Source organism: Streptomyces sp. NPDC053560 (assembly GCF_044544605.1).
Lineage (GTDB): Bacteria > Actinomycetota > Actinomycetes > Streptomycetales > Streptomycetaceae > Streptomyces.
Genome location: NZ_JBITXI010000012.1, coordinates 26,795 through 51,697, shown reverse-complemented (window position 1 = coordinate 51,697; position 24,903 = coordinate 26,795). Strand labels below are relative to the sequence as shown.

Annotated in this window: 18 protein-coding genes; 12 read left to right on the top strand and 6 right to left on the bottom strand. The window is 71.2% G+C overall.

The genetic code is table 11. From position 1 onward, the window contains the following. Positions 1-9: 9 nt before the first annotated feature. From ACIGQF_RS27325 to ACIGQF_RS27310, 4 genes are all read right to left on the bottom strand, one after another. A complete protein-coding gene (locus ACIGQF_RS27325) occupies positions 10-672 on the bottom strand; it encodes a response regulator transcription factor (RefSeq protein WP_399715239.1) in 663 nt (220 codons plus the stop codon). Beyond that, complete coding sequence (locus ACIGQF_RS27320) at positions 669-2,060, bottom strand: sensor histidine kinase (protein ID WP_399715747.1); 1,392 nt, start codon at positions 2,058-2,060, stop codon at positions 669-671. The genes ACIGQF_RS27325 and ACIGQF_RS27320 overlap by 4 nt, the downstream gene beginning before the upstream one ends. A 61-nt stretch (positions 2,061-2,121) precedes the next feature. Then, positions 2,122-2,445, bottom strand: coding sequence for a small secreted hydrophilic protein (locus ACIGQF_RS27315; RefSeq protein ID WP_399715236.1), 324 nt, complete (start codon positions 2,443-2,445; stop codon positions 2,122-2,124). A gap of 165 nt (positions 2,446-2,610) precedes the next feature. Beyond that, positions 2,611-4,140, bottom strand: coding sequence for a UDP-N-acetylglucosamine 1-carboxyvinyltransferase (locus ACIGQF_RS27310; protein WP_361567544.1), 1,530 nt, complete (start codon positions 4,138-4,140; stop codon positions 2,611-2,613). A 240-nt stretch (positions 4,141-4,380) separates the two neighbouring features. Between ACIGQF_RS27310 and ACIGQF_RS27305 the strand changes: the two genes are divergently transcribed. From ACIGQF_RS27305 to ACIGQF_RS27280, 6 genes are all read left to right on the top strand, one after another. Beyond that, positions 4,381-5,466 carry a DUF1648 domain-containing protein gene (locus ACIGQF_RS27305; protein WP_399715232.1) on the top strand — a complete coding sequence of 362 codons (1,086 nt, stop codon included), beginning with the start codon at positions 4,381-4,383 and terminating at the stop codon, positions 5,464-5,466. Next, the gene (locus ACIGQF_RS27300) at positions 5,466-5,837 is read left to right on the top strand and encodes a GntR family transcriptional regulator (protein ID WP_399715229.1); all 372 of its coding nucleotides are present in this window, start codon (positions 5,466-5,468) and stop codon (positions 5,835-5,837) included. The genes ACIGQF_RS27305 and ACIGQF_RS27300 overlap by 1 nt, the downstream gene beginning before the upstream one ends. Positions 5,838-5,945: 108 nt before the next feature. Beyond that, complete coding sequence (locus ACIGQF_RS27295; RefSeq protein WP_399715745.1) at positions 5,946-6,569, top strand: TetR/AcrR family transcriptional regulator; 624 nt, start codon at positions 5,946-5,948, stop codon at positions 6,567-6,569. Beyond that, the gene (locus ACIGQF_RS27290; RefSeq protein WP_399715226.1) at positions 6,569-7,192 is read left to right on the top strand and encodes a DUF4865 family protein; all 624 of its coding nucleotides are present in this window, start codon (positions 6,569-6,571) and stop codon (positions 7,190-7,192) included. The genes ACIGQF_RS27295 and ACIGQF_RS27290 overlap by 1 nt, the downstream gene beginning before the upstream one ends. A 239-nt stretch (positions 7,193-7,431) precedes the next feature. Further along, complete coding sequence (gene acnA, locus ACIGQF_RS27285) at positions 7,432-10,158, top strand: aconitate hydratase AcnA (protein ID WP_399715223.1); 2,727 nt, start codon at positions 7,432-7,434, stop codon at positions 10,156-10,158. 248 nt (positions 10,159-10,406) lie between these two features. Further along, on the top strand, positions 10,407-10,628 hold the full coding sequence (locus ACIGQF_RS27280; protein ID WP_399715221.1) for a hypothetical protein: 222 nt from the start codon (positions 10,407-10,409) through the stop codon (positions 10,626-10,628). 73 nt (positions 10,629-10,701) lie between these two features. Here ACIGQF_RS27280 and ACIGQF_RS27275 read toward each other — a convergent pair whose 3' ends face one another. Next, positions 10,702-14,532 (bottom strand): GH92 family glycosyl hydrolase, encoded by a 3,831-nt coding sequence (locus tag ACIGQF_RS27275; protein ID WP_399715218.1) that lies wholly within the window; start codon positions 14,530-14,532, stop codon positions 10,702-10,704. 110 nt (positions 14,533-14,642) lie between these two features. Next, complete coding sequence (locus ACIGQF_RS27270) at positions 14,643-15,284, bottom strand: hypothetical protein (RefSeq protein ID WP_399715214.1); 642 nt, start codon at positions 15,282-15,284, stop codon at positions 14,643-14,645. Positions 15,285-15,831: 547 nt separating this feature from the next. On the opposite strand from ACIGQF_RS27270, the gene ACIGQF_RS27265 reads away from it, so the two are divergent. From ACIGQF_RS27265 to ngcE, 6 genes are all read left to right on the top strand, one after another. Continuing rightward, the gene (locus tag ACIGQF_RS27265) at positions 15,832-16,614 is read left to right on the top strand and encodes a phytanoyl-CoA dioxygenase family protein (RefSeq protein ID WP_399715211.1); all 783 of its coding nucleotides are present in this window, start codon (positions 15,832-15,834) and stop codon (positions 16,612-16,614) included. A 41-nt stretch (positions 16,615-16,655) separates the two neighbouring features. Beyond that, positions 16,656-18,509 (top strand): NAD-dependent epimerase/dehydratase family protein, encoded by a 1,854-nt coding sequence (locus ACIGQF_RS27260; protein WP_399715208.1) that lies wholly within the window; start codon positions 16,656-16,658, stop codon positions 18,507-18,509. A 100-nt stretch (positions 18,510-18,609) separates the two neighbouring features. Continuing rightward, complete coding sequence (gene asnB, locus ACIGQF_RS27255) at positions 18,610-20,448, top strand: asparagine synthase (glutamine-hydrolyzing) (RefSeq protein ID WP_399715205.1); 1,839 nt, start codon at positions 18,610-18,612, stop codon at positions 20,446-20,448. A gap of 42 nt (positions 20,449-20,490) precedes the next feature. After that, complete coding sequence (locus ACIGQF_RS27250) at positions 20,491-21,750, top strand: MFS transporter (RefSeq protein ID WP_399715202.1); 1,260 nt, start codon at positions 20,491-20,493, stop codon at positions 21,748-21,750. Between the two features lie 19 nt (positions 21,751-21,769). Beyond that, complete coding sequence (locus tag ACIGQF_RS27245) at positions 21,770-23,083, top strand: UDP-glucose dehydrogenase family protein (RefSeq protein WP_399715198.1); 1,314 nt, start codon at positions 21,770-21,772, stop codon at positions 23,081-23,083. Between the two features lie 346 nt (positions 23,084-23,429). Beyond that, a complete protein-coding gene (gene ngcE, locus ACIGQF_RS27240) occupies positions 23,430-24,860 on the top strand; it encodes an N-acetylglucosamine/diacetylchitobiose ABC transporter substrate-binding protein (RefSeq protein WP_399715196.1) in 1,431 nt (476 codons plus the stop codon). The last annotated feature ends 43 nt before the right edge of the window (positions 24,861-24,903 follow it).

The window sequence follows — 24,903 nt, the reverse complement described above, 5'->3', positions numbered from 1 at the left end:
AAGGGAACTTCACGCGGGCAGCCGGTACCCCATCCCGCGTACCGTCTCCACCCGCTCGGCGCCCAGCTTCTTGCGCAGCGCCCGTACGTAGACGTCCACGATGTTGGAGCCGGGGTCGAAGTCGTACCCCCAGACGTGGGACAGGATCTGCTCGCGCGAGAGTACCTGCCCCGGGTGGCGCAGGAACAGTTCCAGCAGCACGAACTCCCGGGCGGTCAGGTCCACCAGCCGGTCGCCCGAACGCGCCCTGCGGGTCCGCAGGTCGAGCGTCAGCCCGTCGCTGCGCAGCACCGTCACCTCGGGCGCCCGCGCCGCCGTGCGCAGCCGCAGCCGTACCCGGGCGAGCAGTTCCTCGAAGCGGAACGGTTTGGTCATCCAGTCGTCCGCGCCGCCCTCCAGGCCCGCCACCGTGTCGCGTACGGAGTCGCGTGCGGTGAGCACGATGACCGGCACGGTGACCCGGGCCTCGCGCAGCTCCCGCAGCACGGTGAAGCCGTCCCGGCCGGGCAGCCCGATGTCGAGCACCATCAGGTCGAAGCCGCCGGTGAGCGCGTACTCGTAGGCCTCGTCGCCGTCGCCGACGACCGTGGTGGTGAAACCGTTGGCGCGCAGGCCCTTCTCGACGAACGAGGCGATCCGCTCCTCGTCCTCGACGATGAGTATCCGCTTCAACTGCCCGCCCCGTTCCTCTCCGTGGTCTTCTCGGCGTTCTCGATCTCCAGGACGAAGGTGGCTCCGCCGCCCTCGGTGTCGTGCAGCCGGACCCGGCCCCGGTGTCCCTCGGCGATCGCGCGGACGATCGCCAGGCCCAGCCCGGCCCCGCTGGTACGTGCCCCGCGGCGGGCCGTACCGCGCCGGAACCGCTCGAAGATCACCTCGGCGTCCTGCGGCTGTACGCCCGGCCCCGAGTCGGCGACGTACAGCTCGATGCGGCGGCCCCCGGCGCGTGAGCCGATCCGGATCGTCTGCCCCTGCGTGGTGTGCTGCACGGCGTTCTGTGCGAGCTGCACCATCGCCTGCGTGACGCGCTGCGGGTCCAGACGCGCCGCGCGGTCGGCGACCCCGTCCAGTTCCCAGCGGCGCTCGCCCAGCGTACGGGCCTTGACGAAGACGTCCGCCGTGAGTTCGGCGAGCTGCACCGGCTCCGGGCTGACGAAGTCGGGCCGCTCGGCCTTGGCGAGGAGCAGCAGGTCCTCGACGATCCGGCTCATCCGGTCCAGCTCGTCGGTGACCAGCCGTACGGTCTCCTCGCGCTCGGCCGGGTCGTCACCCATCAGCTCCAGGTGGCCGCGCACGATGGTGATGGGGGTGCGCAGTTCGTGTCCCGCGTCGTCGACGAACTCGCGCTGCGCGGCGAAGGCGCGCTCCAGGCGGTCCAGCATTCCGTTGAACGTGTCGGCCAGGGCGGCGATGTCGTCCCGCCCCTGCACGGGGATCCGCCGGGTCAGGTCCTGCTCGGTCAGCTGGGCCGCGGCGGTGCGCACCACACGTACGGGCTTGAGTATGCGGCCGGCGACGGCCCAGCCGATGCCGGTCGTCATCAGCAGCGCGACCCCCGAGATGGCGAGCAGGATCCGGAACACCTCGTCGGCCTTGGCACGTTCGCGTTCCGGGTGGAAGGCGACGACGAAGGCGGCCTCGGGGCTGTCACCGTGCCGGGCGACATCGACCTTGGCCCAGCGGATCTCGCCGGCCGCGCGGCGCAGGGTGCCGGTCGGCCCCTTCGAGGCGAAGATGGCCCGGCGGGCCGCGGCGTCGTCGCGCAGCGGCCGCCCGGTGGGGATGTCGCGCGGCTGCACCAGCTTCGCGGGATCGCGGCCCGCCCGACGGACCAGGCCGATCAGTTCCTCGTCGGCATCGGCGTACTGCCGCTCCAGGAAGACCCGGAGCAGCCGGTCGGGCTCGGTGAACCTGCGGCCGGTCTCCGGGTCGAAGCCCTGCTCCTCGAAGTGGGCGAACTCGCCGGCCTCCTGCGCGAGCAGCCGGGTGATCCGGTGCTCCACGTCGCGCAGCAGGATGGAACGGGTGGTGGCGGCCACGGCGGTGAGCGCGACGGCCATCACCACCAGCAGCCAGAGCAGGATGCGGACCCGGGCGGATATGCGCCTGCGCGGCGCCGGTTCATCCGTCGTCACGGTCTCCGGCACCGTGGTCGTCACCGTCGTCGGAGGAGTCGTCGGCGCCGTCATCGGAGGCGTCGCCGGACGGCTCGTCGGAGGCGTTCCCGGAACTGTCGTCGCTCACCGGAGGCCGCGGGACCACCTCGTCGCTGGGCGCGGGCCCCGGCCGCGTCGGCCCGGCCGACGGGGAACCGCTGTCCAGCTCGACCTTCGGGGGAACCTTGGGGGATTCCGGACTGTCGGTGAGGGCGTAGCTGGTCGCCGCGATACCGAGCGGTATCGCCACGACCGCGGCGAGCGCCGCCATGCGTTGCGAGAAGGCCATGGCGACGAGCCTGCGGGGCGTACCGCACCGTCACGATGAGCCGGAGATGAAGAACTCTTCATCCCGCGAGTCCGTCCCCCGCGCGCGGGACGGCCACCGGCACCCGGGCGCGCGCGGGACGCGCACGGGTGCCGTGGGCCGGGACGCCTGTACCGCAGCCGCCACTCAGATGTCCCGGAAGATCTCGATCTGGGCGCCCAGGGAGTTGAGGCGTTCGGCGAGGTCTTCGTAGCCGCGGTTGATGACGTAGACGTTGCGGAGGACGGAGGTGCCCTCGGCGGCCATCATGGCCAGGAGGACGACGACGGCGGGGCGGAGGGCCGGCGGGCACATCATCTCCGCCGAGCGCCAGCGGGTCGGGCCGTCGACCAGGACGCGGTGCGGGTCGAGGAGCTTGACCTGCGCGCCGAGGCGGTTGAGGTCCGTCAGGTAGATCGCGCGGTTGTCGTAGACCCAGTCGTGGATCAGGGTCTGGCCCTGGGCGCTGGCCGCGATCGCCGCGAAGAACGGCACGTTGTCGATGTTCAGGCCCGGGAACGGCATCGGGTGGATCTTGTCGATCGGGGCGCTGAGCTTGGACGGACGGACCGTCAGATCGATCAGGCGGGTGCGGCCGTTGTCGGCGGTGTACTCCGCGCTGCGCTCGTGGTCCAGGCCCATCTCCTCCAGGACCGCGAGCTCGATCTCCAGGAACTCGACGGGGACGCGGCGGATCGTCAGCTCGGACTCGGTGACGACCGCGGCGGCCAGCAGGCTCATCGCCTCGACCGGGTCCTCCGACGGCGCGTAGTCCACGTCGCGTTCGATGTGCGCGACGCCGTGCACGGTGAGGGTGGTGGTGCCGATGCCCTCGACCCGTACGCCCAGCTGCTCCAGGAAGAAGCAGAGGTCCTGGACCATGTAGTTGGAGGAGGCGTTGCGGATGACCGTGACGCCGTCGTGCCGGGCGGCGGCGAGCAGCGCGTTCTCGGTGACGGTGTCGCCGCGCTCGGTCAGTACGATCGCGCGCTTCGGGGCCACGGACCGGTCGACGTGCGCGTGGTACGTGCCCTCGGTGGCGGTGACCTCCAGGCCGAAGTGGCGCAGGGCGGTCATGTGCGGGGTGACCGTACGGGTGCCGAGGTCGCAGCCGCCCGCGTACGGGATCTTGAAGTGCTCCATGCGGTGCAGCAGCGGACCCAGGAACATGATGACGCTGCGGGTGCGCCGCGCGGCCTCGGTGTCCATGGCGTCCAGGTCCAGCTCGGCCGGCGGCACGATCTCCAGGTCGTTGCCGTCGTTGATCCAGCGGGTGCGGACACCGATGGAGCCGAGGACTTCGAGGATGCGGTAGACCTCCTCGATGCGGGCGACACGACGGAGCGTGGTGCGGCCGGCGTTCAGCAGCGTCGCGCAGAGCAAGGCCACGCAGGCGTTCTTGCTCGTCTTGACGTCGATGCTGCCGGACAGCCGCCTGCCGCCGACGACGCGGAGATGCATGGGTCCTGCGTACCCCAGGGAGACGATTTCACTGTCGAGCGCTTCGCCGATTCGGGCGATCATCTCAAGGCTGATGTTCTGGTTGCCGCGCTCGATGCGGTTCACCGCGCTCTGGCTGGTGCCGAGCGCCTCCGCCAGCTGCGTCTGCGTCCAGCCCCGGTGTTGGCGGGCATCACGGATGAGCTTGCCGATGCGTACGAGGTAGTCGTCTGCCATGAGGAAAACGGTATCTCAGATATGAGATGGATGTTCAATCGCCTGTTGTTCTACTACTATGCGAACAATAGGCCGTACGGCGGTAGTGGCAGGAGCGTCGCGACGGCTGCGGACGGACCGGAGGGGGAGCCGGAAATGGCCGGAGGCTGGGGCATTACCGCAGGACAGCGAGGTGGCGGGGCGGGTGCGCGCGGGCGGCCGGGCCTGCGCCGGGCGATCGTCGCGGCGGCACCCTTTCCGGTGGCCGCCGCAATCGTCGCAACGGCGTACGCGCGCCTCGCCGAACGGCTGCCCGAGACGCTGGCCACACACTTCCGTGCCGACGGGCGCGCCGACGGCTTCTCCTCGGCCGGCGGCTTCCTCTCCGTCGCGCTCGGCACGCTCCTCGTATGCGGGGTTCTTTTCGGGATTCTTGTCCTCGCGCCGGCCGCCGGCCGGCGTACGAGTGCCGTGCGGAACAGGGTGGACGGGGACCGTGCGGACGGCGTACGGAGCGCGGACCCGCGCCGTGCGACCGTCCGGGTGACGCCGCCGCGCTCCGGGCTCGGCGGGGCCCGCGCCTTCATCACGCTCGGTTACGGCCTCGCCGGCCTGCTCGGGTACGCCTTCGTGGCCACGCTGTACGCCAACGCCGCGGCCGCCGGCGGCAGCCCGGCGGCGGGCCTCCCGATGTGGCAGCTCGCCGCGGCCCTTGGGGCGGGAGCGGTGGCCGCCGTGCTCGGCCGGCTGCTGGCCGGCAAGGACACGCCGCTGCCCGACGACGGCGTCGGCGGCGACGCGCCCCGCCTCGCCCTCGCCGCCTCCGAGGTCGCCGGCTGGTCCCGGACGGTCACCTCGCCGCTCCTGTACGGCCTGGGGGCCGCGCTCCTCCTCGCGGGCCTGATCACGGGTCCGGCCGCCGGCTGGTCCGCGACGCCGGGCCTGTTCGTCGGCGGGCTGCTGGTGCTCGCGCTCGCGGGGCTGCGGGTGACCGCCGACCGGCACGGCCTCACCGTCACCCCGCCGCTCCTCCCGTACCCCCGCATGCGCATCCCGCCGGCCCGCATCCGGGAGGCCGACAGCCGGGAGATCTCCGCGCTGCGCGAGTTCGGCGGCTGGGGCTACCGGATGCGGCCCGGCGGCAGCGGGTTCGTCCTCCGCTCCGGCGAGGCGCTGTCGCTGCGGCTGGTGAGCGGGAAGGAGTTCGTGGTGACGGTCGGCGACGCGGCGACCGCCGCGGCCCTGCTCAACACCCTCATCGACCGCTCGGGCGCCGACGGGAACGGCCGTGCCCGCGGCCCGGAGGGGCCCGCGAAGGGTGCGGGCGACCCGGAGGGCACCGCCTGATGCTCGTCCGTATCGACCCGGCCTCCGCCGTGCCCCTGGGCGACCAGATCGCCGCATCCGTACGGGGCGCGATAGCCGACGGCTCGGTGCATGCGGGGGAGCGGCTGCCCGCCGCCCGTACCCTCGCCGTCTCCCTCGGCGTCAACGTCCACACCGTCCTCCGCGGCTACCAGCGCCTGAAGGAGGAGGGCCTGATCGAACTGCGCCGCGGCCGCGGCGCGGTGGTGACCGGAGCCGCCTCCCCGGCTCGCGCCCGCCTCACCGACGCCGCCGCTGGCCTGATCACCCAGGCCCGCGCCCTCGGTCTCTCGGACGACGAGATCGTCACCCTGGTCCGCACGAACCTGAGCAGGCCCCTGGGCACCGGCTGAGCCCCGTCGGGCCGACGCTCCCACGTACCCTCGCCACCTCTGTGCCTGCTCTCTCTTGCGCCCACCACCTCTGTACCTACTGGTATGTATGCTGGCCACATGACCTCAATGACCAGGCCGGAGGGTGCGCCGGACGGCCGCGCGAGCGCCACCGCGAGCAGCGCCGTCGAACGCCTCATCGAGAGCACCCGCGAACTGCTGTGGGAGCGCGGCTACGTCGGCACCAGCCCCAAGGCGATCCTCCAGCGCGCCAACGCGGGCCAGGGCAGCATGTACCACCACTTCAGCGGCAAGCCGGACCTCGCGCTGGCCGCCATCCGCCGGACCGCCGAGGAGATGCGGGCCGAGGTGGCGCGGCTGCTCGACGGGCCCGGTACGGCGCTGGACCGGGTCGGCGCGTACCTGCGCCGCGAGCGCGACGCCCTCAGGGGCTGTCCGGTCGGGCGGCTCACCCAGGACCCTGACGTGATGGCCGACCCGGCGCTGCGCGCGCCGGTCGACGAGACCTTCGACTGGCTGCGCGGCCGCCTCACGGAGGTGCTGGCCGAAGGCCGCGTGCGGGGTGAGCTGGACGCCGGACTGAATCCGGAGGCGACGGCCGCGAGCGTGGTCGCGGTGGTGCAGGGCGGCTACGTCCTCGCCCGCGCCGCCGGTACACCGGCCGCCTTCGACCAGGCCGTCACCGGCGTGCTCGGCCTGATCGAAGGCCACGCGGCCGCCGGGAACCGCTGATGTACGCCGCGCAGTACGAGATCACCCTGCCCGCCGACTACGACATGGGCGTCATTCGCGAGCGGGTGGCGGCCAGTGGGCATCTGCTCGACGACCGTGCCGGGCTGGCCCTGAAGGCGTATCTGGTCCGCGAGCGCGGTGTGCACGGCTCACCGGTCAACCAGTACGCGCCGTTCTACCTCTGGCAGGACACGGGCGCGATGGGTCACTTCCTCCTCGGCGGGGGCGGCTTCCAGAACATCGTGCGCGACTTCGGTCGCCCCGCCGTACGGCACTGGACGGGCGCCGCCGTCATGGCCGGCCCGGCGCGCGGCACGCCTCCGCGCACCGCCTCCCGCCGTCTCACCCCGGTCCCGGCCGACCTCGGCCCGGACCCCGACGGCCTGGCCCTCGGCCGCCTCCTGGCAGCGGAGACCGAAGCCCTCCGGGAGCTGGCCCGGCACCCCGCCGTCCACACCGCGGCCCTCGCCGTCGATCCCCACCACTGGACGCTGCTCCGCTTCGTCTTCCGAACGGACGCGGCCCCCGGGGCCGATGACGGCAGCGGCGACAGCGCCGAGCGCTACGAGGTCCTGCACCTCTCGGCACCGCAGCTCTCCGCCCTCCCGGCAGGGCCGGTGTGACGGTGGCATATCTGGTCATATCGGGTGGGTCGGGGTGAAGTGGACATCGGGCGGGCAGAGCATGACCGCACGGCGGCGATGTACTAGAGTTATCTCGACATCGAGATATCTGCCGAGAGGCGTACCGCTGCCGCGCTAGTAAGGCTCACCTAACTAAGCCTTACCTTAGCTGATGTGCTGGGGCCGGCGACGGCAGGATCGTGGTGGTACGCGCGAATTCATGCATGAAGGAGACTGTCGTGTCGGCGAACAGCTTCGACGCCCGCAGCACCCTGCAGGTGGGCGACGAGTCGTACGAGATCTTCCGGCTGGACAAGGTGGAGGGCGCCGCCCGCCTGCCGTACAGCCTGAAGGTCCTGCTGGAGAACCTGCTCCGTACCGAGGACGGCGCGAACATCACCGCCGACCACATCCGGGCGCTGGGCAGCTGGGACTCCCAGGCGCAGCCCAGCCAGGAGATCCAGTTCACGCCGGCTCGCGTGATCATGCAGGACTTCACCGGTGTGCCCTGTGTCGTGGACCTCGCCACCATGCGTGAGGCCGTGAAGGAGCTCGGCGGCGACGCCGACAAGATCAACCCGCTGGCCCCGGCCGAGCTGGTCATCGACCACTCCGTCATCGCCGACAAGTTCGGCACCAACGACGCGTTCGCGCAGAACGTCGAGCTGGAGTACGGCCGCAACAAGGAGCGCTACCAGTTCCTGCGCTGGGGCCAGACCGCCTTCGACGAGTTCAAGGTCGTCCCGCCCGGCACCGGCATCGTCCACCAGGTGAACATCGAGCACCTGGCCCGTACGGTCATGATCCGCAACGGTCAGGCCTACCCCGACACCCTGGTCGGCACCGACTCGCACACCACGATGGTCAACGGCCTGGGCGTCCTGGGCTGGGGCGTCGGCGGCATCGAGGCCGAGGCCGCGATGCTCGGCCAGCCGGTCTCCATGCTGATCCCGCGCGTGGTCGGCTTCAAGCTGACCGGCGAGCTGCAGCCCGGCACCACCGCCACCGACCTGGTCCTCACGATCACCGAGATGCTGCGCAAGCACGGCGTCGTCGGCAAGTTCGTCGAGTTCTACGGTGAGGGCGTCGCCGCCACCTCGCTCGCGAACCGCGCCACCATCGGCAACATGTCGCCGGAGTTCGGCTCCACCGCCGCGATCTTCCCGATCGACGACGAGACCCTGAACTACCTCAAGCTCACCGGCCGCTCCGAGCAGCAGGTCGCGCTGGTCGAGGCGTACGCCAAGGAGCAGGGCCTCTGGCTCGACCCGGCCGCCGAGCCCGACTTCTCCGAGAAGCTGGAGCTGGACCTCTCGACGGTCGTCCCGTCGATCGCCGGCCCGAAGCGCCCGCAGGACCGCATCGTCCTGGCCAACGCCGCCGAGCAGTTCGCCGTCGACGTGCGCAACTACGTCGCGGACGACGAGGAGGCGGGCAAGGAGTCCTTCCCGGCCTCCGACGCGCCGGCCGCCCACAACGGCGTGCCCAGCAAGCCGACCCAGGTCATCGCCGCCGACGGCTCGACCTACGAGATCGACCACGGCGCCGTGACCGTCGCCGCGATCACCTCCTGCACCAACACCTCGAACCCCTACGTCATGGTCGCCGCGGCGCTCGTGGCCAAGAAGGCGGTCGAGAAGGGCCTGACCCGCAAGCCGTGGGTCAAGACCACCCTGGCCCCCGGCTCGAAGGTCGTCACCGACTACTTCGACAAGGCCGGCCTGACCCCGTACCTGGACAAGCTGGGCTTCAACCTGGTCGGCTACGGCTGCACCACCTGCATCGGCAACTCCGGCCCGCTGGACGAGGAGATCTCCAAGGCGGTCAACGAGGCCGACCTCGCCGTCACCTCGGTGCTCTCCGGCAACCGCAACTTCGAGGGCCGGATCAACCCCGACGTCAAGATGAACTACCTGGCGTCCCCGCCGCTGGTCGTCGCGTACGCCATCGCCGGCTCCATGAAGGTGAACATCACCGAGGAGGCCCTGGGCGCCGACCAGGACGGCAACCCGGTCTACCTCAAGGACATCTGGCCCAGCGAGGCCGAGGTCAACGACGTCGTGGCGAACGCCATCGGCGAGGACATGTTCAACAAGTCCTACTCCGACGTCTTCGCGGGCGACGCCCAGTGGCAGGCCCTGTCGATCCCGACCGGCAACACCTTCGAGTGGGACGCCGAGTCCACCTACGTCCGTAAGCCCCCGTACTTCGAGGGCATGACGATGGAGACCAGCCCGGTCGAGGACATCGCCGGTGCCCGCGTACTGGCCAAGCTGGGCGACTCGGTCACCACCGACCACATCTCCCCGGCCGGTGCGATCAAGGCCGACACCCCGGCCGGCAAGTACCTCACCGAGCACGGCGTCGAGCGTCGCGACTTCAACTCCTACGGCTCCCGCCGTGGCAACCACGAGGTCATGATCCGCGGCACCTTCGCCAACATCCGCCTGCGCAACCAGATCGCGCCCGGCACCGAGGGCGGCTTCACGCGTGACTTCACGCAGGAGGACGGCCCGGTCTCCTTCATCTACGACGCGTCGCAGAACTACCAGGCCGCCGGCATCCCGCTGGTCATCCTGGCCGGCAAGGAGTACGGCTCCGGCTCCTCCCGCGACTGGGCCGCCAAGGGCACCGCGCTGCTCGGCGTCAAGGCCGTCATCGCCGAGTCCTACGAGCGCATCCACCGCTCGAACCTGATCGGCATGGGCGTCCTGCCCCTGCAGTTCCCCGAGGGCGCCTCCGCGCAGTCCCTGGGCCTGACCGGCGAGGAGACCTTCTCCATCACCGGCATCACCGCCCTGAACGACGGTGGCATCCCGGAGACCGTGAAGGTGAAGGCTGCTTCTCCCTCCGGGGCAGATGTCGAGTTCGATGCCAAGGTCCGCATCGACACCCCCGGCGAGGCCGACTACTACCGCAACGGCGGCATCATGCAGTACGTGCTGCGCTCGCTCATCCGCAAGTAAGCGCAGCGCCGCACGCGCGCACCGGCTGCCCGTAGCAGCCTGAAGGGCCGCACCCCGTTCCCGGGGTGCGGCCCTTCGCACGTGTGCTGCCCGCCCCAGGCGCGAACGTCCCGGAAGGCGCAACGGAATGGGGCCGGACGGGGGGCCCGTTCGGCCGGGGGAGTGGTGTACGGGGCGGGAAGGATGGGGTGCAGTCGTACCGCGGTAGATCTTCGCTCGTCGTTATTCCCTGCTTGTAGGAGAAACACATGCGCAAGACCATCGGCCGCTCCGTGGCGGCGGCCGTGCTCGCGGCAGTGACCATCGTCCCGGTCGCGGGCGTTGCCCAGGCCGCCCCGAAGGCCCCGGCCGCCATGTCCTGGAAGGACAAGTGCGACTGCAAGAAGGGCCACCACGACGATGACGACTGGGGCCGTTGGGGTCACTGGGGCGGTGGCCTGCTCTCCGACCTGCTGAGGATCCTCCTCTGACGCGATGTCGGAAGCGCTCGGGGCCATACCTCCTGGAGGAAGGGGTACGGCCCCGATGCCGTGGCGGAGCGGGTCAGGAGATCAGCTCCACCTCCGCGAGGCCGGCCCGGCCGGACGGGACCAGGCGGTAGTGCCGGTACGTGCCCGGGTGGTCCACCGAGAAGACGCGGGTCTGCTTGTCCCACGTGAAGGACTCGGCGGAACGGCGGTCGACGGTGGTCCACCGCTTGCCGTCGCGCGAGCCCTGGAGCGTCCATCCGCTCGGCGCCTCGGCCTTCGCCGACGAGGTCAGCGTGTACGAGGTGACGCGCGCGGACTTCGTGAGATCGGCGGCGGCCGTCTCGAAGGACGCCTCGGTGTCCGAGGTGTTGTCGAAGAGCGCCGAGCCGCCCGGTGAGGTCACGTCACCGGCCGGGGCCGGCACCTTGTCGTCCTTGGTGAGCGACGTGGGGCCGGCGTTCTTGCCGGTGCCCCAGCGGGACGGCTCCGGGCCCATGGCGAAGTCGAGCGTGCCGCCGCGGGCCAGGACCGAGTGGGGGAGCGCCGTGGAGTTCCACGTCTTCCCGTTGACCTTCACGCCCTGCACGTAGATGTTGCGCGCGCTGTTCTTCGGGGCCTTGATGACCAGGTCGCGGCCGTTCTCCAGGTGGACCGTGGCCTTGGTGAAGAGGGGGGAGCCGATGGCGTATTCGGGCGACCCCATCACCAGCGGGTAGAAGCCGAGGGCGCTGAAGACGTACCAGGCCGACATCTCGCCGTTGTCCTCGTCACCCGGGTATCCCTGGCCGATCTCGCTGCCCAGGTAGAGCCGGGAGAGGACCTCGCGGACCTTCTCCTGGGTCTTCCACGGCTGCCCCGCCGCGTCGTAGGCGTACGCGATGTGGTGCGACGGCTGGTTGCTGTGGCCGTACATGCCCATCCGGGTGTCGCGGGCCTCGGTCATCTCGTGGATCACGCCGCCGTAGCTGCCGGCGAACTCCTTGCTGCCGGTCTCGGGCGTCGAGAAGTACGTGTCGAGCTTCTTCGCCAGGCCCGCGCGGCCGCCGTAGAGGTTGGCGAGCCCCTTCAGGTCCTGCGGGGCCGTGAAGGCGAAGGACCAGCCGTTGGTCTCGGTGTAGTCGTTGCCCCAGACGCGCGGGTCGTACTTGTCGGGCGACAGCCGCCAGTCGCCCTTCTCGTCCTTGCCCTGGAAGAAGCCGACCTTGTCGTCGAAGAGCTTCACGTAGTCCCGGGCGCGGTTGAGGAAGTACGCCGACTCCTCCTTGTACCGCTTCTCGTGGGTCTTCTTGTAGAGCGCCTGGCCCATGCGGGCGATGCCGGAGTCGTTCAGGTAGCCCTCCAGTGCCCAGGAGAGGCCCTCCTTGGTCTTCGTCGAGGTGTAGCCGAGGAAGGGGGAGGTCTCCATGCCCTTGCGGCCGACGCCGGGGCTGGGCGGCGCGACCGTGGCGTTCTTCAGCGCCGCCTCGTACGCCGCCTTCGCGTCGAAGTCCACGCCCTTGCCGTAGGCGTCGGCGAAGGCCACGTCGGAGCTGGTGCCGGTCATCAGGTCGGCGTAGCCGGGGGAGGACCAGCGGGAGATCCAGCCGCCGTCCTTGTACTGCTGCACGAAGCCGTCGGCCAGTTCGCCGGCCCGCTTCGGGGTGAGGAAGGAGTACGCGGGCCAGGTGGTCCGGTAGGTGTCCCAGAAGCCGTTGTTGACGTGCACCTGGCCGTCGACGATCTTCGACCCGGTGTGCGTCGGGGTGTCGGGGCCGGTCTGCGGGGAGAAGGGGCTGGCGTAGCGGACCTTGCCGTCCACCTTCTCGGAGCCGGAGTTGGGGTAGAGGTAGAGCCGGTAGAGGTTGGAGTAGAGCGTGGTGAGCTGGTCCCGGCTCGCGCCCTCGACCTCGATGCGGCCGAGGATGCCGTCCCACTGCGAGCGGGCCCGGTCCCTTACGGATGTGAACGAGGCGTCCTCCGCGATCTCCTGACCGAGATTCGCCTTCGCCTGGTCGACGCTGATGAGGGAGGTGGCGATGCGCATGGTGACGGTGCGGTCCGCGCCGGGCTTGAACCGCAGGTAGCCGGTGACGTCGGGGCCGCCGCCCCCGGAGAGCTTGCCGCCGCCGGTGACCGGGGCGTCGAAGACCGCGTACACGAACATCCGGGTGGCGCCGGTGGAGAGGCCGCTCTTGACGTCGGAGAAGCCGCTGACCACGCCCTTGTCGGTGTCGAGCGTGAGCCCGCCCTTGTTGTTGACGTTGTCGAAGATCAGGCTCGCGTCGTCACCCGGGAAGGTGAACTTCATCATCGCGGCGTGGTCGGCGGGAGCGATCTCGGTCTTCAGTCCGTTGTCGAAGGTGACGCCGTAGTAGTGGGGCTTGGCCGTCTCGCGGGAGTGGTGGAAGGGGAGCGCGCGGGCGGTGCGGGAGGCGTCGGGGGTGCCGGCCGCGGTGGACGGCATCACCTGGAAGGTCTGCCGGTCGCCCATCCAGGGGCTGGGTTCGTGGCTGGCGCCGAAGGCCTGGAGCGTGGGGAGGTTGTCGGAGTTGTTCTTGCGTGCGTATTCGTAGAGCCAGTCCTGGGAGCCGGCGTTGGTCACCGGGGTCCAGAAGTTGAAGCCGTTGGGCACGGCGGTCGCGGGGAAGGTGTTGCCGCGCGAGAAGCTGCCGCTGGAGTTCGTGCCGCGGACGGTCGAGGCGTAGTCGGCGACATGGGCGAGCGGCTTCTCGGGCCGCTTCTCCCGCACGCTGACGTCGTCCAGCCAGCCGCGGAAGGCCGCCGGGCCCTTCGGGGAGTCGTACGCGATCAGGATCCGGTCGATCGTCCTGCCGTTCGCGACCTGCCCGATCCGCGAGGCGACATGGTTCCACTGGTTCACGTACAGGCCCTTGGCGGCGCCCTGGCCCTGTGGGGTGAGGGCGAAGCCGTGCTGGTCGACGGCGTGCAGGTCGCTGAGGTAGCTGCCGTCCGTGAAGGCCAGGTCCACGGCCACGTTCGTGGCGGCGTAGTCGCGGTCGCCGTCGGCCATGGACGGGAAGACGCGGTAGGAGAGTTCGGTGTCGCGCCGGACGTCGACGTTCACGTCGAAGACCTTGTTGTACGAGTAGCCGTGGCCGTCGGCCGTGTGCGTCCCGGCGTAGCGCAGGGCGCGGGTGCCGGTGAAGCCGGCCCGGGCCTTGGCGGTCGGCGAGCCGCTCGGGCCCCGGTCGACGAGGGAGAGCATGTCACCGGGGGCGGGGGTGTCGTCGCCGCCCACCGACAGCTGGACCTCGGCGAGTTGCAGCGCGTCGTCGGCGCCGTTGTTCGCGGTCACTTCGAGGCGGTAGTGCGCGTAGTCGCCCGCGTCGCCGATGTCGTACGTCCTGGTCTGATGGCGCTCCGGGAACGACTGGTCCGCCCGGCTGTCGAGGACCTTCCAGTCCTTGCCGTCCGTCGACCCCTTGAGGATCCAGTCCGCGGGGTCGCGCTCGGCGTGGTCATTGGCCGAAGTCAGAGCGTAGGTGACGGCCTTGACGCTCTTGTCGAGGTCGAACTCCACCCAGCCGGTGGGCTCGAAGGTGAGCCATTTACTGCCCGGGTCGCCGTCGGCGAGGTTCTCCTTCACCTCGCCGCCGCCGGTGTTCTCCGCGCTGGCCCGGACGTCGGTGACATGGTCCGTCACATTGCCCGGGATGCCGGAGCTGTACCCGCCGTTGACGCCGGCGGCCTTCTTCTTGCCGTCCGGGCCGGTCTCCACGGTGTTCAGCCAGTCCGGCGCGGCGTCGCGTTCCTCGAAGGAGGAGCTGAACGCCCGGTCGGTACGGGCTGCCGCGTCCGGCTTCGCGACGGCCGCGCCCTGGCCCGCCACGACGAGGGCGAAGGAGAGCGCTCCGGTCATCGCCACGGCCGCCGGCCGGCGTCTGTGTCGAGGTCTGTGCCCCATCCGCGTGGTGCCTCCCTACGAGTTGGACAACGTTGTCAGCGTGCTCGCAAAGGACCAGTAGGGCGGCAAGCAGCAAGGAGTGTCAAGGGCGACGGCCGGGAAACAGCCGCTCAGGCGGGCGCGGACACCGGGGAGAAGAAGCTCACCATGTCGATGTACTCCTGGTGCGGCGCGTCGTCCGCGGCGAGCCAGTCGCCCGGCCCGACCCGCTCCTCCCACGCGCGGTGCGCCGCGGTGACGGCCTCGACGAAGTCCCTGGCCAGCTGCCCGGCTTCGAACAGGTCCTGGTCCGGGGACTGCGAGCTGGCCCCGACGATCTGCCCGCGCACCTCGGCGGAGTGCCCGTAGCGGAAGCCGGCGCTGCCGCACAGGTGGGTGTCGACGAGGACCGCCTCGCCGTAGTTGCGTCCGAGCCGCCGGTGGCCGGCGGCCTTGGCGGCCGCGTTGGGCAGGAAGCGGTGGGCGTCCTCGCCGATGGTGATCACGCCGAGCACCGCGGCCTCGTTGGGTGTCCAGGGGCCGGCCGTGGGGTCCAGGAGGACGAAGCCCATGGCCGCGCGGGGGTAGGTGCCGAGGGGTGCGGCGGACGGATCGGCGGTGTGGTGGCGGTGGATGCTCGCCGCGCGCTTCCGCCCGAGGTCCAGCAGGAGCGCGTCGAGCCCGTCGCCGTCGAAGAGGTAGTCGTAGGGGTTCCGGCGATGCCGGGCGCGCACCGTCAGCCCGTGTTCCGGGACCGTCTCCTGAACGCTCATTGTCGTCTCCTCCGATGGCGGACCGGCCATGATCGCAACGACAGGGCGTGCGGGCCGTCGCAGATCATAGATCGGGATTCGCCCGCTGCCACGGGAAAGCCCGGAATTCCTCCCGGAGCGCGGGCCGTTGCCCATTACGCAAGGACTCTTAATAACTGACGCGGAGACTTGGCTCTTCGAATTCCCCCTGGTCAGAGCGGTGTTCCGACGGAAAACGGAAGCGCTCAAGGAAATGCTTGACCGGCGGGACGATCGCCCCTTAGATTGCTCGGCGCTGCGAAGAACGAAGGTCGAACGGGGGGCGATCGCATCGTGGGTGTTCAGGGATCACCATGATTTTCCTGCTGCCGAGTACGTGGAGCAACTGACTCCGTATTCGTGCCCCGACCGCATCGGGCATCAATCGTTCCGCCCGTTTCCCGGTTCGCGTTCAAGTATTAGCGAGATCATCTCAGATTCGGCGTGGTCGCCTTTCTCTGCCGGTGTTTCCGCCCTGTCCGGGCTGAATGCGGCATGCCGTGCGACCGCTCATGGGGAAGGGTTCGGCATGACAGTGAGCGCTCATCTCGAAGTGGCGCAGGTGTTCCAGCAGGACGGTTTCGCCGCGACGGGGCCGCTGCTCTCCGCGGACGAGGTCGAGATGTACCGGAACATCTACGACCGCTTTCTGAGCGGCGAGATAGAGAGCGGGGACAAGCGCTCCGACCTCGGCTCCCACGTTCCGCGCCGGGACGGCGTGCGGGAGAACATCACCCAGATCATGTGGCCCTCCGCGCTCTACAAGCCGCTGCTGGACCTCCCGCTGCACAGCCGGGCGCTGGCGGTGGCCCGCGAACTCATCGGCGACGACGCCGAGCTGGACTTCGACATGCTGATCCACAAGGACCCGCACACCGGAGTCCCGACGCCCTGGCACCAGGACGCCGCCTACTGGATCGACCTCCCCGACACCCGCGCGGTCACCGTGTGGGTGGCGCTCGACGAGGCCGTCCTCGACAGCGGCTGCATGTGGTACGTCAAGGGCTCGCACCGGCAGCCGCTGCGCCCGCACCGCCCGACCAGCGACGGCAAGAACATCGAGACCGACTGCGCCGAGGACGAGCCCGGTGCCACCGCGGTCCCCGTGTCGGCGGGCGAAGGGGTCGCGCACGACGGCCACACCCTGCACTACTCCCGCGGCAACACCACGGACCGGGTGCGCCGCGCCTACATCCTCAACTACCGCCCCGCCGGGATGATCCGGCTCGAACGCGAGCGGGGCGCGGACCACGGCCTGCAGGAGAACGTGCGCAAGGTGCGCAACACCGACGCCACCACCACCGCCGGCTGACCGTCCGCCGACCGCCCCGACCACGCCAGTGAGGTAATGCCATGGATTCCCCCCGTCGACCGGTGACGCTGAGCGGTGCCGTGATGGCGCACCCCAAGCGCCTGAAGGAGGCCCGGCTCCTCGCCGAGGCCGACCCGGAGGGCCGGATACGGGTCACCACCGACCCCGAACCGGAAGGGCGGCCGACGGCGCTGCGCACCGCGCTCGTCTCCTGGGGCTGCGTCGCGCCGGACGCCACCCACCACCTGGTGCTCCAGGACGACGTCCTGCTGGCCGACGGGTTCTACGAGCAGGCCGAGCGCATCGCGTCGCGGGTCCCGGACGAGGCCGTCTCCTTCTACGCCGGATGGGAGGCGCGCAACGGCGCCGTGGCCCGCCTCGCGGCGCTGACCGGCTCCCCGTGGGCGTACACCCTCCAGGAGCACGTGCCCTGCCAGGCACTGATGCTGCCCGCAGACGTCGCCCGCGGGTACGTGCGCTTCCAGGAGGAGCACGGCGAGGGCTGGCCCTACGACGTCGTGATGCAGCAGTACCTCAACTCCCTCGGCATGCCCGTGCGGTTCACCACGCCCAGCACGGTGCAGCACGACGAGGTGCCCAGCATCGCCGGCAACAGCTACCACGGCTTCCGCCAGGCGACGCTCTTCGCCGACCGGGCCGAGGAGCCGGCGACGTACGACTGCCCGCGCTTCCCGGTCGTCCCCTTCTACCAGTACGGCGACGCCCGGTGCGCGGTGCGGCGCGGCACGGAGTGGGAGTACCTGGAGACGGAGCGGTACCTGCGGCGCGAGGGGCTGCTCGACCAGTGCCGCACGGCCTACGCGGCGGCCGGACCGGGCGCGCTGCCCGAGCGGGTGACCCGGGCCGTGTGGGCGACGGGCTTCGCGCTCGGCGTGGTCACCGCCGGGGCGCCGGAGCCCGACCCGGCGGTGGCGGGCGCGGTGCTGGAGACGCTGGTGCCGGGCGGCCTGTGCGAGGAGTACACCGCCGCCGAGCTGCTCGCCATGGCCCCCGAGGCCCGGGACCTGGCCCTGGCGGCACTGGCGGAGGGGCGCCGTGCGGAGCCGCGCCCGGTGGCCCCGGGGCCCGGCGCCGCCCGCCTCGCCGTCACCGGTGGCGACGCCCGCTTCGGCGGCCAACTGGCGCGGCTGCTGGGCGACCTGGGACACCGCGCGGAGTACGTGCCGGGCGTGCCGGAGGCGGGGGACCTGGACGGTATCCCGTGCGTGGTCCACCTGGGCGCCCCGGCCGACGCCGGCCTGACCGACGCCGTGCTGACGGCGGCGGGCAAGGCGGGGGTGGCGCGGTTCGTCCTCGCCGGCTCGGCGGCCGTCTACCGCGGCAGCCCCGAAGGGCCCGTGCCGGAGACGGCGCTCGCCGGGCCGCCGGCCGACCCCGTCGCCCTGGGCTGGTGGCAGGAGGAGGAGCGCTGCCGCCAGTGGGGCGAGCGGACCGGGACCCCGGTCCAGGTGCTGCGCCTCGCCGCGCCGGTCGGACCGCACGCGCCCGCCGGCAGCGCCCCCATGGAGTGGGTCCACCTGGCGTGGACCCGCCACTCGCTCACCCTGAACGAGCGGCGGACGCACCAGATCCTGGACTACCGGGACATGGCCGACGCGATCGGCGCCGTCGTCGCCGCCCCGGCCGACCGGCCGGTCCTCAACGTGGCCTCCGCGGCGTACACCGAGGAGGAACTGGCCGACCTGGTCTCCGACGTCTCGCGCCGCACGCCCCGGGAGGAGAGCCGGGAGCCCGGAGCCGAGCGGTGGACCATGTCGACGGACCTGATCACGGCCGAACTCGGGTGGCGCCCCGCCGCGTCGGTCTTCGAGGGCATGCGCGCCATGGCCCAGTGGTACGCCTGCGACATCCACGGCGACTACGACGTCCCGTAGCCGCCCGCCCGCTGCCGGCCGCGTACGCGCGAGAACTCCGCGTACGCGGCCGCGCGCCGCACACCCACCCCACGCTCACCGACTTCTCAAGGAGTACCGCATGTCCGGTATCGCCGGCCTGGTCGACTTCTCCCGCAACGTGGCCCCCGACCGGGACACCGTGCAGGCCATGACGGCCACGCTGGCCCGCCGCGGCCCGGCCGGCGAGGGCCTGTGGCTGTCGGGGCACGCAGCGCTCGGCCACCGGCGGCGGTCCGCGGCCGTACCCGAGGGCGGCGCGCTGCCGCTCGTCGTGCCGGACGGCTCGGGGCCGCGCGCGGCGCTCACCCTCAACGGGGAGGTCTTCAACGCGCGCGAGCTGCGCGGCAGACTCCGCTCGCTCGGCCACGACCTCAGGACCGGGACCGACGCCGAGGCCGTCGCGCACGCCTACCTCGAATGGGGCGCCGACTGCGTCACGCGCATCGAGGGCACCTACGCCTTCGCGCTCTGGGACGTACGCCGCGAGGAACTGCTGCTGGTCCGGGACCGGATGGGGGTGAAGCCGCTGTTCTACGCGATCACGGCCGCCGGCGTGCTCTTCGGCTCCGAGCCGAAGGCGATCCTCGCCCACCCGGACTTCACCCCCGCCGTCGACGCCGACGGCCTGCGCGACATCCTCTCCGTCGCCCGGGTGCCGGGCCACGCGATCTTCCGCGGCATGCAGGAGGTCCGCCCCGGCCACACGGTGCGGGTGACCCGGGCCGGCACGGTCGAACGGCGGTACTGGGGACTGCGGACAGCCGACCACCACGACAGCCTCGACGCGACCGTCGACGCCGTCCGCGGCCTCCTCGAAACCGTCGTCACCGAGCAGATGGCGGGCGACACGCCGCCCTGCGCCCTGCTCTCCGGCGGCCTGGACTCCAGCACCCTCACCGCCCTGGAGGCCAAGGTGGCCGGGGAGCAGGGGCTCGGCCCCGTCCGCTCCCTCGCGGTCAACGACCACGACCCCGGCCGGCCCGCCGGTGAACAGGGCAACGACGACCACCTCTACGCCCGTCAGCTGGCCGAGCACGTCGGCACCGACCACGGCGAGATCTCCCTGAAGGACCTGGACCTGCTCGACCCGGAGCTGCGCGCCTCGGTCCTCGCCGCCTACGACGTGCCCCTGAACAAGGGCGACCAGTACGCCTCGCTGCACCTGCTGTTCCGCGCCGCGCGGGAGCACGCCGCCGTCGCCTTCTCGGGGGAGTGCGGCGACGACGTCTTCGGCGGGTACAACTGGAACCGGCTGCCCGAATGGATCGCCGCCCCCACCTTCCCGTGGGTCGCGGAGGGCAGGCCGCGTTTCCGGGGCAACGCCGCCGTCTTCGACGCCGGCCTGCTCACCAAGCTCGACCTGGCCGGGTACGAGCACGACTGCCACCGGGACGCCGTCGCGGAGATCGCGGCGGACCGGCTCGACGACGCGGACGAGGCCCGCTACCGGGAGGTCACGTACCTGGCGCACACCCGCCACTCCCGGGTCCTCTTCGACCGGCTGGACCGCCTCGGCATGGCGTCCGGGCTGGACATCAGGGTCCCGTTCGCCGACCACCGCCTGGTCGAGTACACCTTCAACATCCCCCGGGCCATGAAGGGCTTCGACGGGCGGGAGAAGAGCCTGCTGCGCGCGGCGATGAAGGACCTGCTGCCCGAGCCGGTCGCCATGCGGGTCAAGACCCCCTACCCCAACCTCCGGGACACCGGCTACGACCGGGTGCTCCGGGACCGGCTGGTGGCCGTCGTCCGGTCCCCCGACAGCCCGGTCGGCCCGCTGCTCTCCCCCGATCTCGCGGCGGCGGTGGCCCGGGACGGGGCCGCGGCCCTGACGGACGGGGTGAGCCGGGCGGTGCTGGAGACGGCGCTGCAGCTGGACAGCTGGCTGCGGACCTACGGGGTGCGGGTGGACCTCTGAGCGGTCCGACGCCCCCGTAACGGAACGATCGAAGGAAGCCGCATGGTTCTGTCCGGCGCAGCGCCGTCCCGTCTGTGGACCCGGAACTTCAGTCTCTACTTCATCGCCCGCATCGCCTCGATGCTGGGCGACGCGATGCTCCCGGTCGCGCTGTCGGTCGCGATGCTCGCGCTCGGGTACGGGGTGAGCGCGGTCGGGTTCGCGCTCGGCGCCTGGATGGGCGCGTTCGCGCTCTTCGTCGTGTTCGGCGGGGTCTTCGCCGACCGCTTCCACCCCCGGCCGCAGATGATCGCGGCCGACGCGGCCCGGTTCCTGCTCATGGGCGCGCTCGCGGCCTACTTCCTGCTCGGGCACCCGCCGCTGTGGTTCGTGGTGGGCGTGGCCCTGCTGGGCGGGACCGCGACCGCGATGTTCCAGCCGGGCGTCACCAGCCTGGTGCCCCAGGTCGCGGCCGACCCGCAGCAGGCCAACGGCGTGCTGCGGGTGGCCCAGGGCATGTCCACCATGGCGGGGCCCGCGCTGTCCGGGGCGCTCGTCGCGACCACCTCGGCGGCCGTGGCGTTCGCCGTCACCGCGGGGACCTTCGCGGTCAGCGGCCTGTGCCTGGTGGCGCTGCGGCTGCCCCGCTTCGAGGTGGACCGGACGGCCTCCACCCTGGAGAACCTGCTGACCGGCTGGCACGAGTTCCGGTCCCGGTCCTGGCTGTGGGCGGTCATCCTCATCTGGTGGATGCTGGGCATGTTCGTCTGGGGCCCCATCACCCCGCTGGGCGCTGCGTCCATCACCGACGCGCACGGCAGTGCCGCTTTCGGCTACGCGGAGGGGGCGTTCGGCGCCGGCTGCGTCCTCGGCGGCGTCATCGCGATCCGCGTCCGCCCGTCCCGGCCGCTCCTCGGCGGCGGGATCGCGATGTTCCTCTTCCCGCTGATGCCGCTCGCGGCCTCCCTGGTGCCGGCCCAGCCGCTGCTCATGCTCGGATACGGGATCAGCGGCATCGGCTGGGCGTTCTGGGGCGTCCAGTGGGCCACCACCATGCAGACCCAGATCCCCGAGGACCGGCTCAACCGGGTGTCCGCCTACGAGATCGCGGGCTCGATCCTGGCCGTCCCGCTCGGGCAGATGATCGCGGGCCCCGCGAGCACCGTCGTCGGCGTCCACCGGATGCTGATGGTCGCCACCGTGATCGGCTTCTGCTGCGCGGCAGCGCTGATCGTCGTCACCCCCGTACGCCGCCTCACGCGCGCCCCGGAACCGGCGGTGCCGGCGGCCGGCTCCCCCTCCCTCGACCCGACCGTCACATGAACATGATTGGGGCTCGTCCATGCGGTACCGCACCACGGTGATCGGCAGTGGCTATCTCGGCATCACCCACGCCGCGTGCATGGCAGAACTGGGCCATGACGTCCTGGCCCTGGACGTCGACGCGGACAAGGTAAGACGGCTGAACGACGGTGAGCTGCCCATTCACGAGGAGGGGCTCGGTGAGCTGCTGCGCCGGGGGCTGGCCGCCGGGAAGCTGCGGTTCACCACCTCCTACCGGGAGGCCGCCGACTTCGGTGACGTGCACTTCCTGTGCCTCGGCACGCCGCAGCGCGCCGACGGGTACGCGGCCGACGTGTCGCAGCTCGACGCGGCCGTCGACGCGCTGGCCCCGCACCTGACGCGGACGTGCCTGGTCGTCGGCAAGTCGACCGTGCCCGTCGGCACGGCCGAGCGGCTCGCCGGCCGGCTGCAGGGGCTCGCGCCCGCCGGTGACCGGGCCGACCTGGCGTGGAACCCCGAGTTCCTGCGCGAGGGCTTCGCGGTGGCGGACACCCTCACCCCGGACCGCATCGTCCTCGGCGTCCGCACCCCGTATGCCGAGCGGGTGCTGCGCGCGTGCTACGCGCCGCTCGGCGAGGTGCCCGTAGTGGTCACCGACTTCGCCACCGCCGAGCTGGTCAAGGTGGCCGCGAACTCCTTCCTGGCCACGAAGATCTCGTACATCAACGCCATGGCCGAGGTGTGCGAGGCGGCCGGTGCGGATGTGGTGCGGCTCGCCGAGGCGCTGGCCCACGACGACCGCATCGGCGGGCGCTTCCTCAGCGCGGGGCTCGGCTTCGGCGGGGGCTGCCTGCCCAAGGACATCCGTGCCTTCATGGCCCGCGCCGGCGAACTGGGCGCCGGAGAGGCGCTGTCGTTCCTCCGCGAGATCGACGCGATCAACCTCCGCCGCCGGGACCGGGTGGTGGAGCTCGCCCGCGGCCTCGTCGGCGGCGCGTTCGACGGCCGTACCGTGGCCGTCCTCGGGGCGGCCTTCAAGCCGGACTCCGACGACATCCGCGACTCGCCCGCACTGCACGTGGCCAGGGAGATCCAGCGGCGGGGCGGCCTGGTGTCCGTGTACGACCCGGTCGCGCTGGACAACGCGCGCAAGGCGTACCCGGAGCTGGGCTTCGCCACCTCGGCGACGGAGGCGGCCCGCGGGGCGCAGGTGGTGCTGCTGCTCACCGAGTGGCGGGAGTTCGTGCGGCTGGATCCGGCGGAGCTGGGCGCGGTGGTGGCGGGGCGCGGGATCGTCGACGGGCGCAATGCGCTCGACCCGGTCGCGTGGCGGCGGGCCGGGTGGCAGTACCGGGCGCCGGGCCGCCCCTGACGGACGAGCCGCCCCTGCGGGCGGGGGTGTCGGGGACGCGGTGGGGCCGGAGGTCTCAACTCGGAAAAGACCGGCGCCCAAACCTGCTTTCGATCTTGCCCGATTCGTGTGGAGAGGACTATACCTGTCGGCGTCAGCATCGCCGTTCGGCCGGATGCCGGCTCGTGGCGGGAGGGGCCGGGCGAACGCCCGGGCTGCGAAAAGGACTTGAACGTCCTCCCATGCCGTCACGCTCACCACAGGCTGAGCGCCACAGCAGCACCGTACGACCCCAGCTTCACACCACCGCGGTGCCGGGGAGGGTCCGGTTCACCGCCTGAGTCCCGGAGAGAGCGAGGACTTGAGCATGGGATCCACCAGCCTCAACCGTCGTGACGTGATGAAGAGGGCGGCGGCGGCAGGCATCCTCACGGTGCCCGCGGTCGGCGCTCTCGGCTCGTGCGCCAGCGCCGGCGGTGATGAGAACCGGGCCGAAAAGGGTAAGAAGAGCAAGGACAACCCGCTCGGCGTGAAGGCGGACGCGGGCCTCGCGGTCTACATCTTCAACGGCGGCTACGGCGACAAGTACGCGCAGTACGTGACCGACATGTACGCGGAGAAGTACCCCAAGGCCAAGCCGGTGCAGAAGGCCACGGAGCGCATCGCGACGCAGGTGCAGCCGAAGATCATCAGAGGCAATCCGACGGCAGACGTGATCAACAACTCCGGCGCCGACGACATGAACATCGGCAAGCTCGTCAAGAACGAGCAGGTGGCCGATCTCACCGAGCTGCTCGACGCCCCGTCGTGGGACGACCCGGACGTCAAGGTCCGGGACACCCTTGTCGCCGGCATGGAGAAGATGGGCAGCTTCGGCACCGACGGCTGCTACCAGCTGAACATCGCCATGACCGTGTACGGCAACTGGTACTCCAAGCGGCTCCTCAACGACGAGCTGGAGATGGCGTACCCGAAGACCTGGGACGAGATGCTGGCCGTCTGCCGCAAGGCCAAGGCGAAGGGCATCCACGGCTGGAGCTACCCGGGCGGCCACGCCCGCTACATGCTCTTCAGCATGTACGCGATGTTCGCGCAGGCCGGCGGGCGCGAGGTCATCGAGGCGATGGACTACCTGGAGCCGAACGCCTGGAAGCACGACGCGGTGAAGTCCGTCCTGGAGGCGTTCGAGGAGCTGGTCGCCAAGAAGTACGTGCTCAGCGGCTTCGACGGCCAGGACGCGCACACCGAGATGCAGACCGCCTGGACCAAGGGCAAGTGCGTCTTCATCCCCGACGGCTCCTGGGTGGAGAGCGAGGCCAAGGACACCGTGCCGAAGGGCTTCGGCATGACCGTCGGCGCTACTCCCTCGCTCGACAAGAGCGACAAGCTGCCGTTCGGCACGCTCTACGCCCCGCCGGGCGAGCCCTTCCTCGTACCGGCCAAGGCCAGGAACGTCCAGGGCGGCATGGAGTGGCTCCGGATGATGTACAGCAAGAAGGCCGCGCAGAACTTCTTCAAGGAGGTCTCGTCGATCCCCGCGCTCAAGGGCGCGATCGACGGCATGGACCTGCCGCCCGGCGTCGACAGCGCCCAGAAGGCCATCACGGCGGCCGGCGACAACATCGTCATCCCGTACTTCAAGGAGTGGTACGAGGAGCTGTTCGAGAACGACTTCGACGGCGCCATGGCCAGGTTCATGGTGGGCGACATGTCGGTGAAGGGCGTGATGGACACCATGCAGAAGGCATCCGACCGGGTGGCCAAGGACCCCGACATCAGCAAGGTCAAGAAGGCCTGACGACGCCGCGACGGGCGCGTGGCACGGGCACGGCGCAGTACGG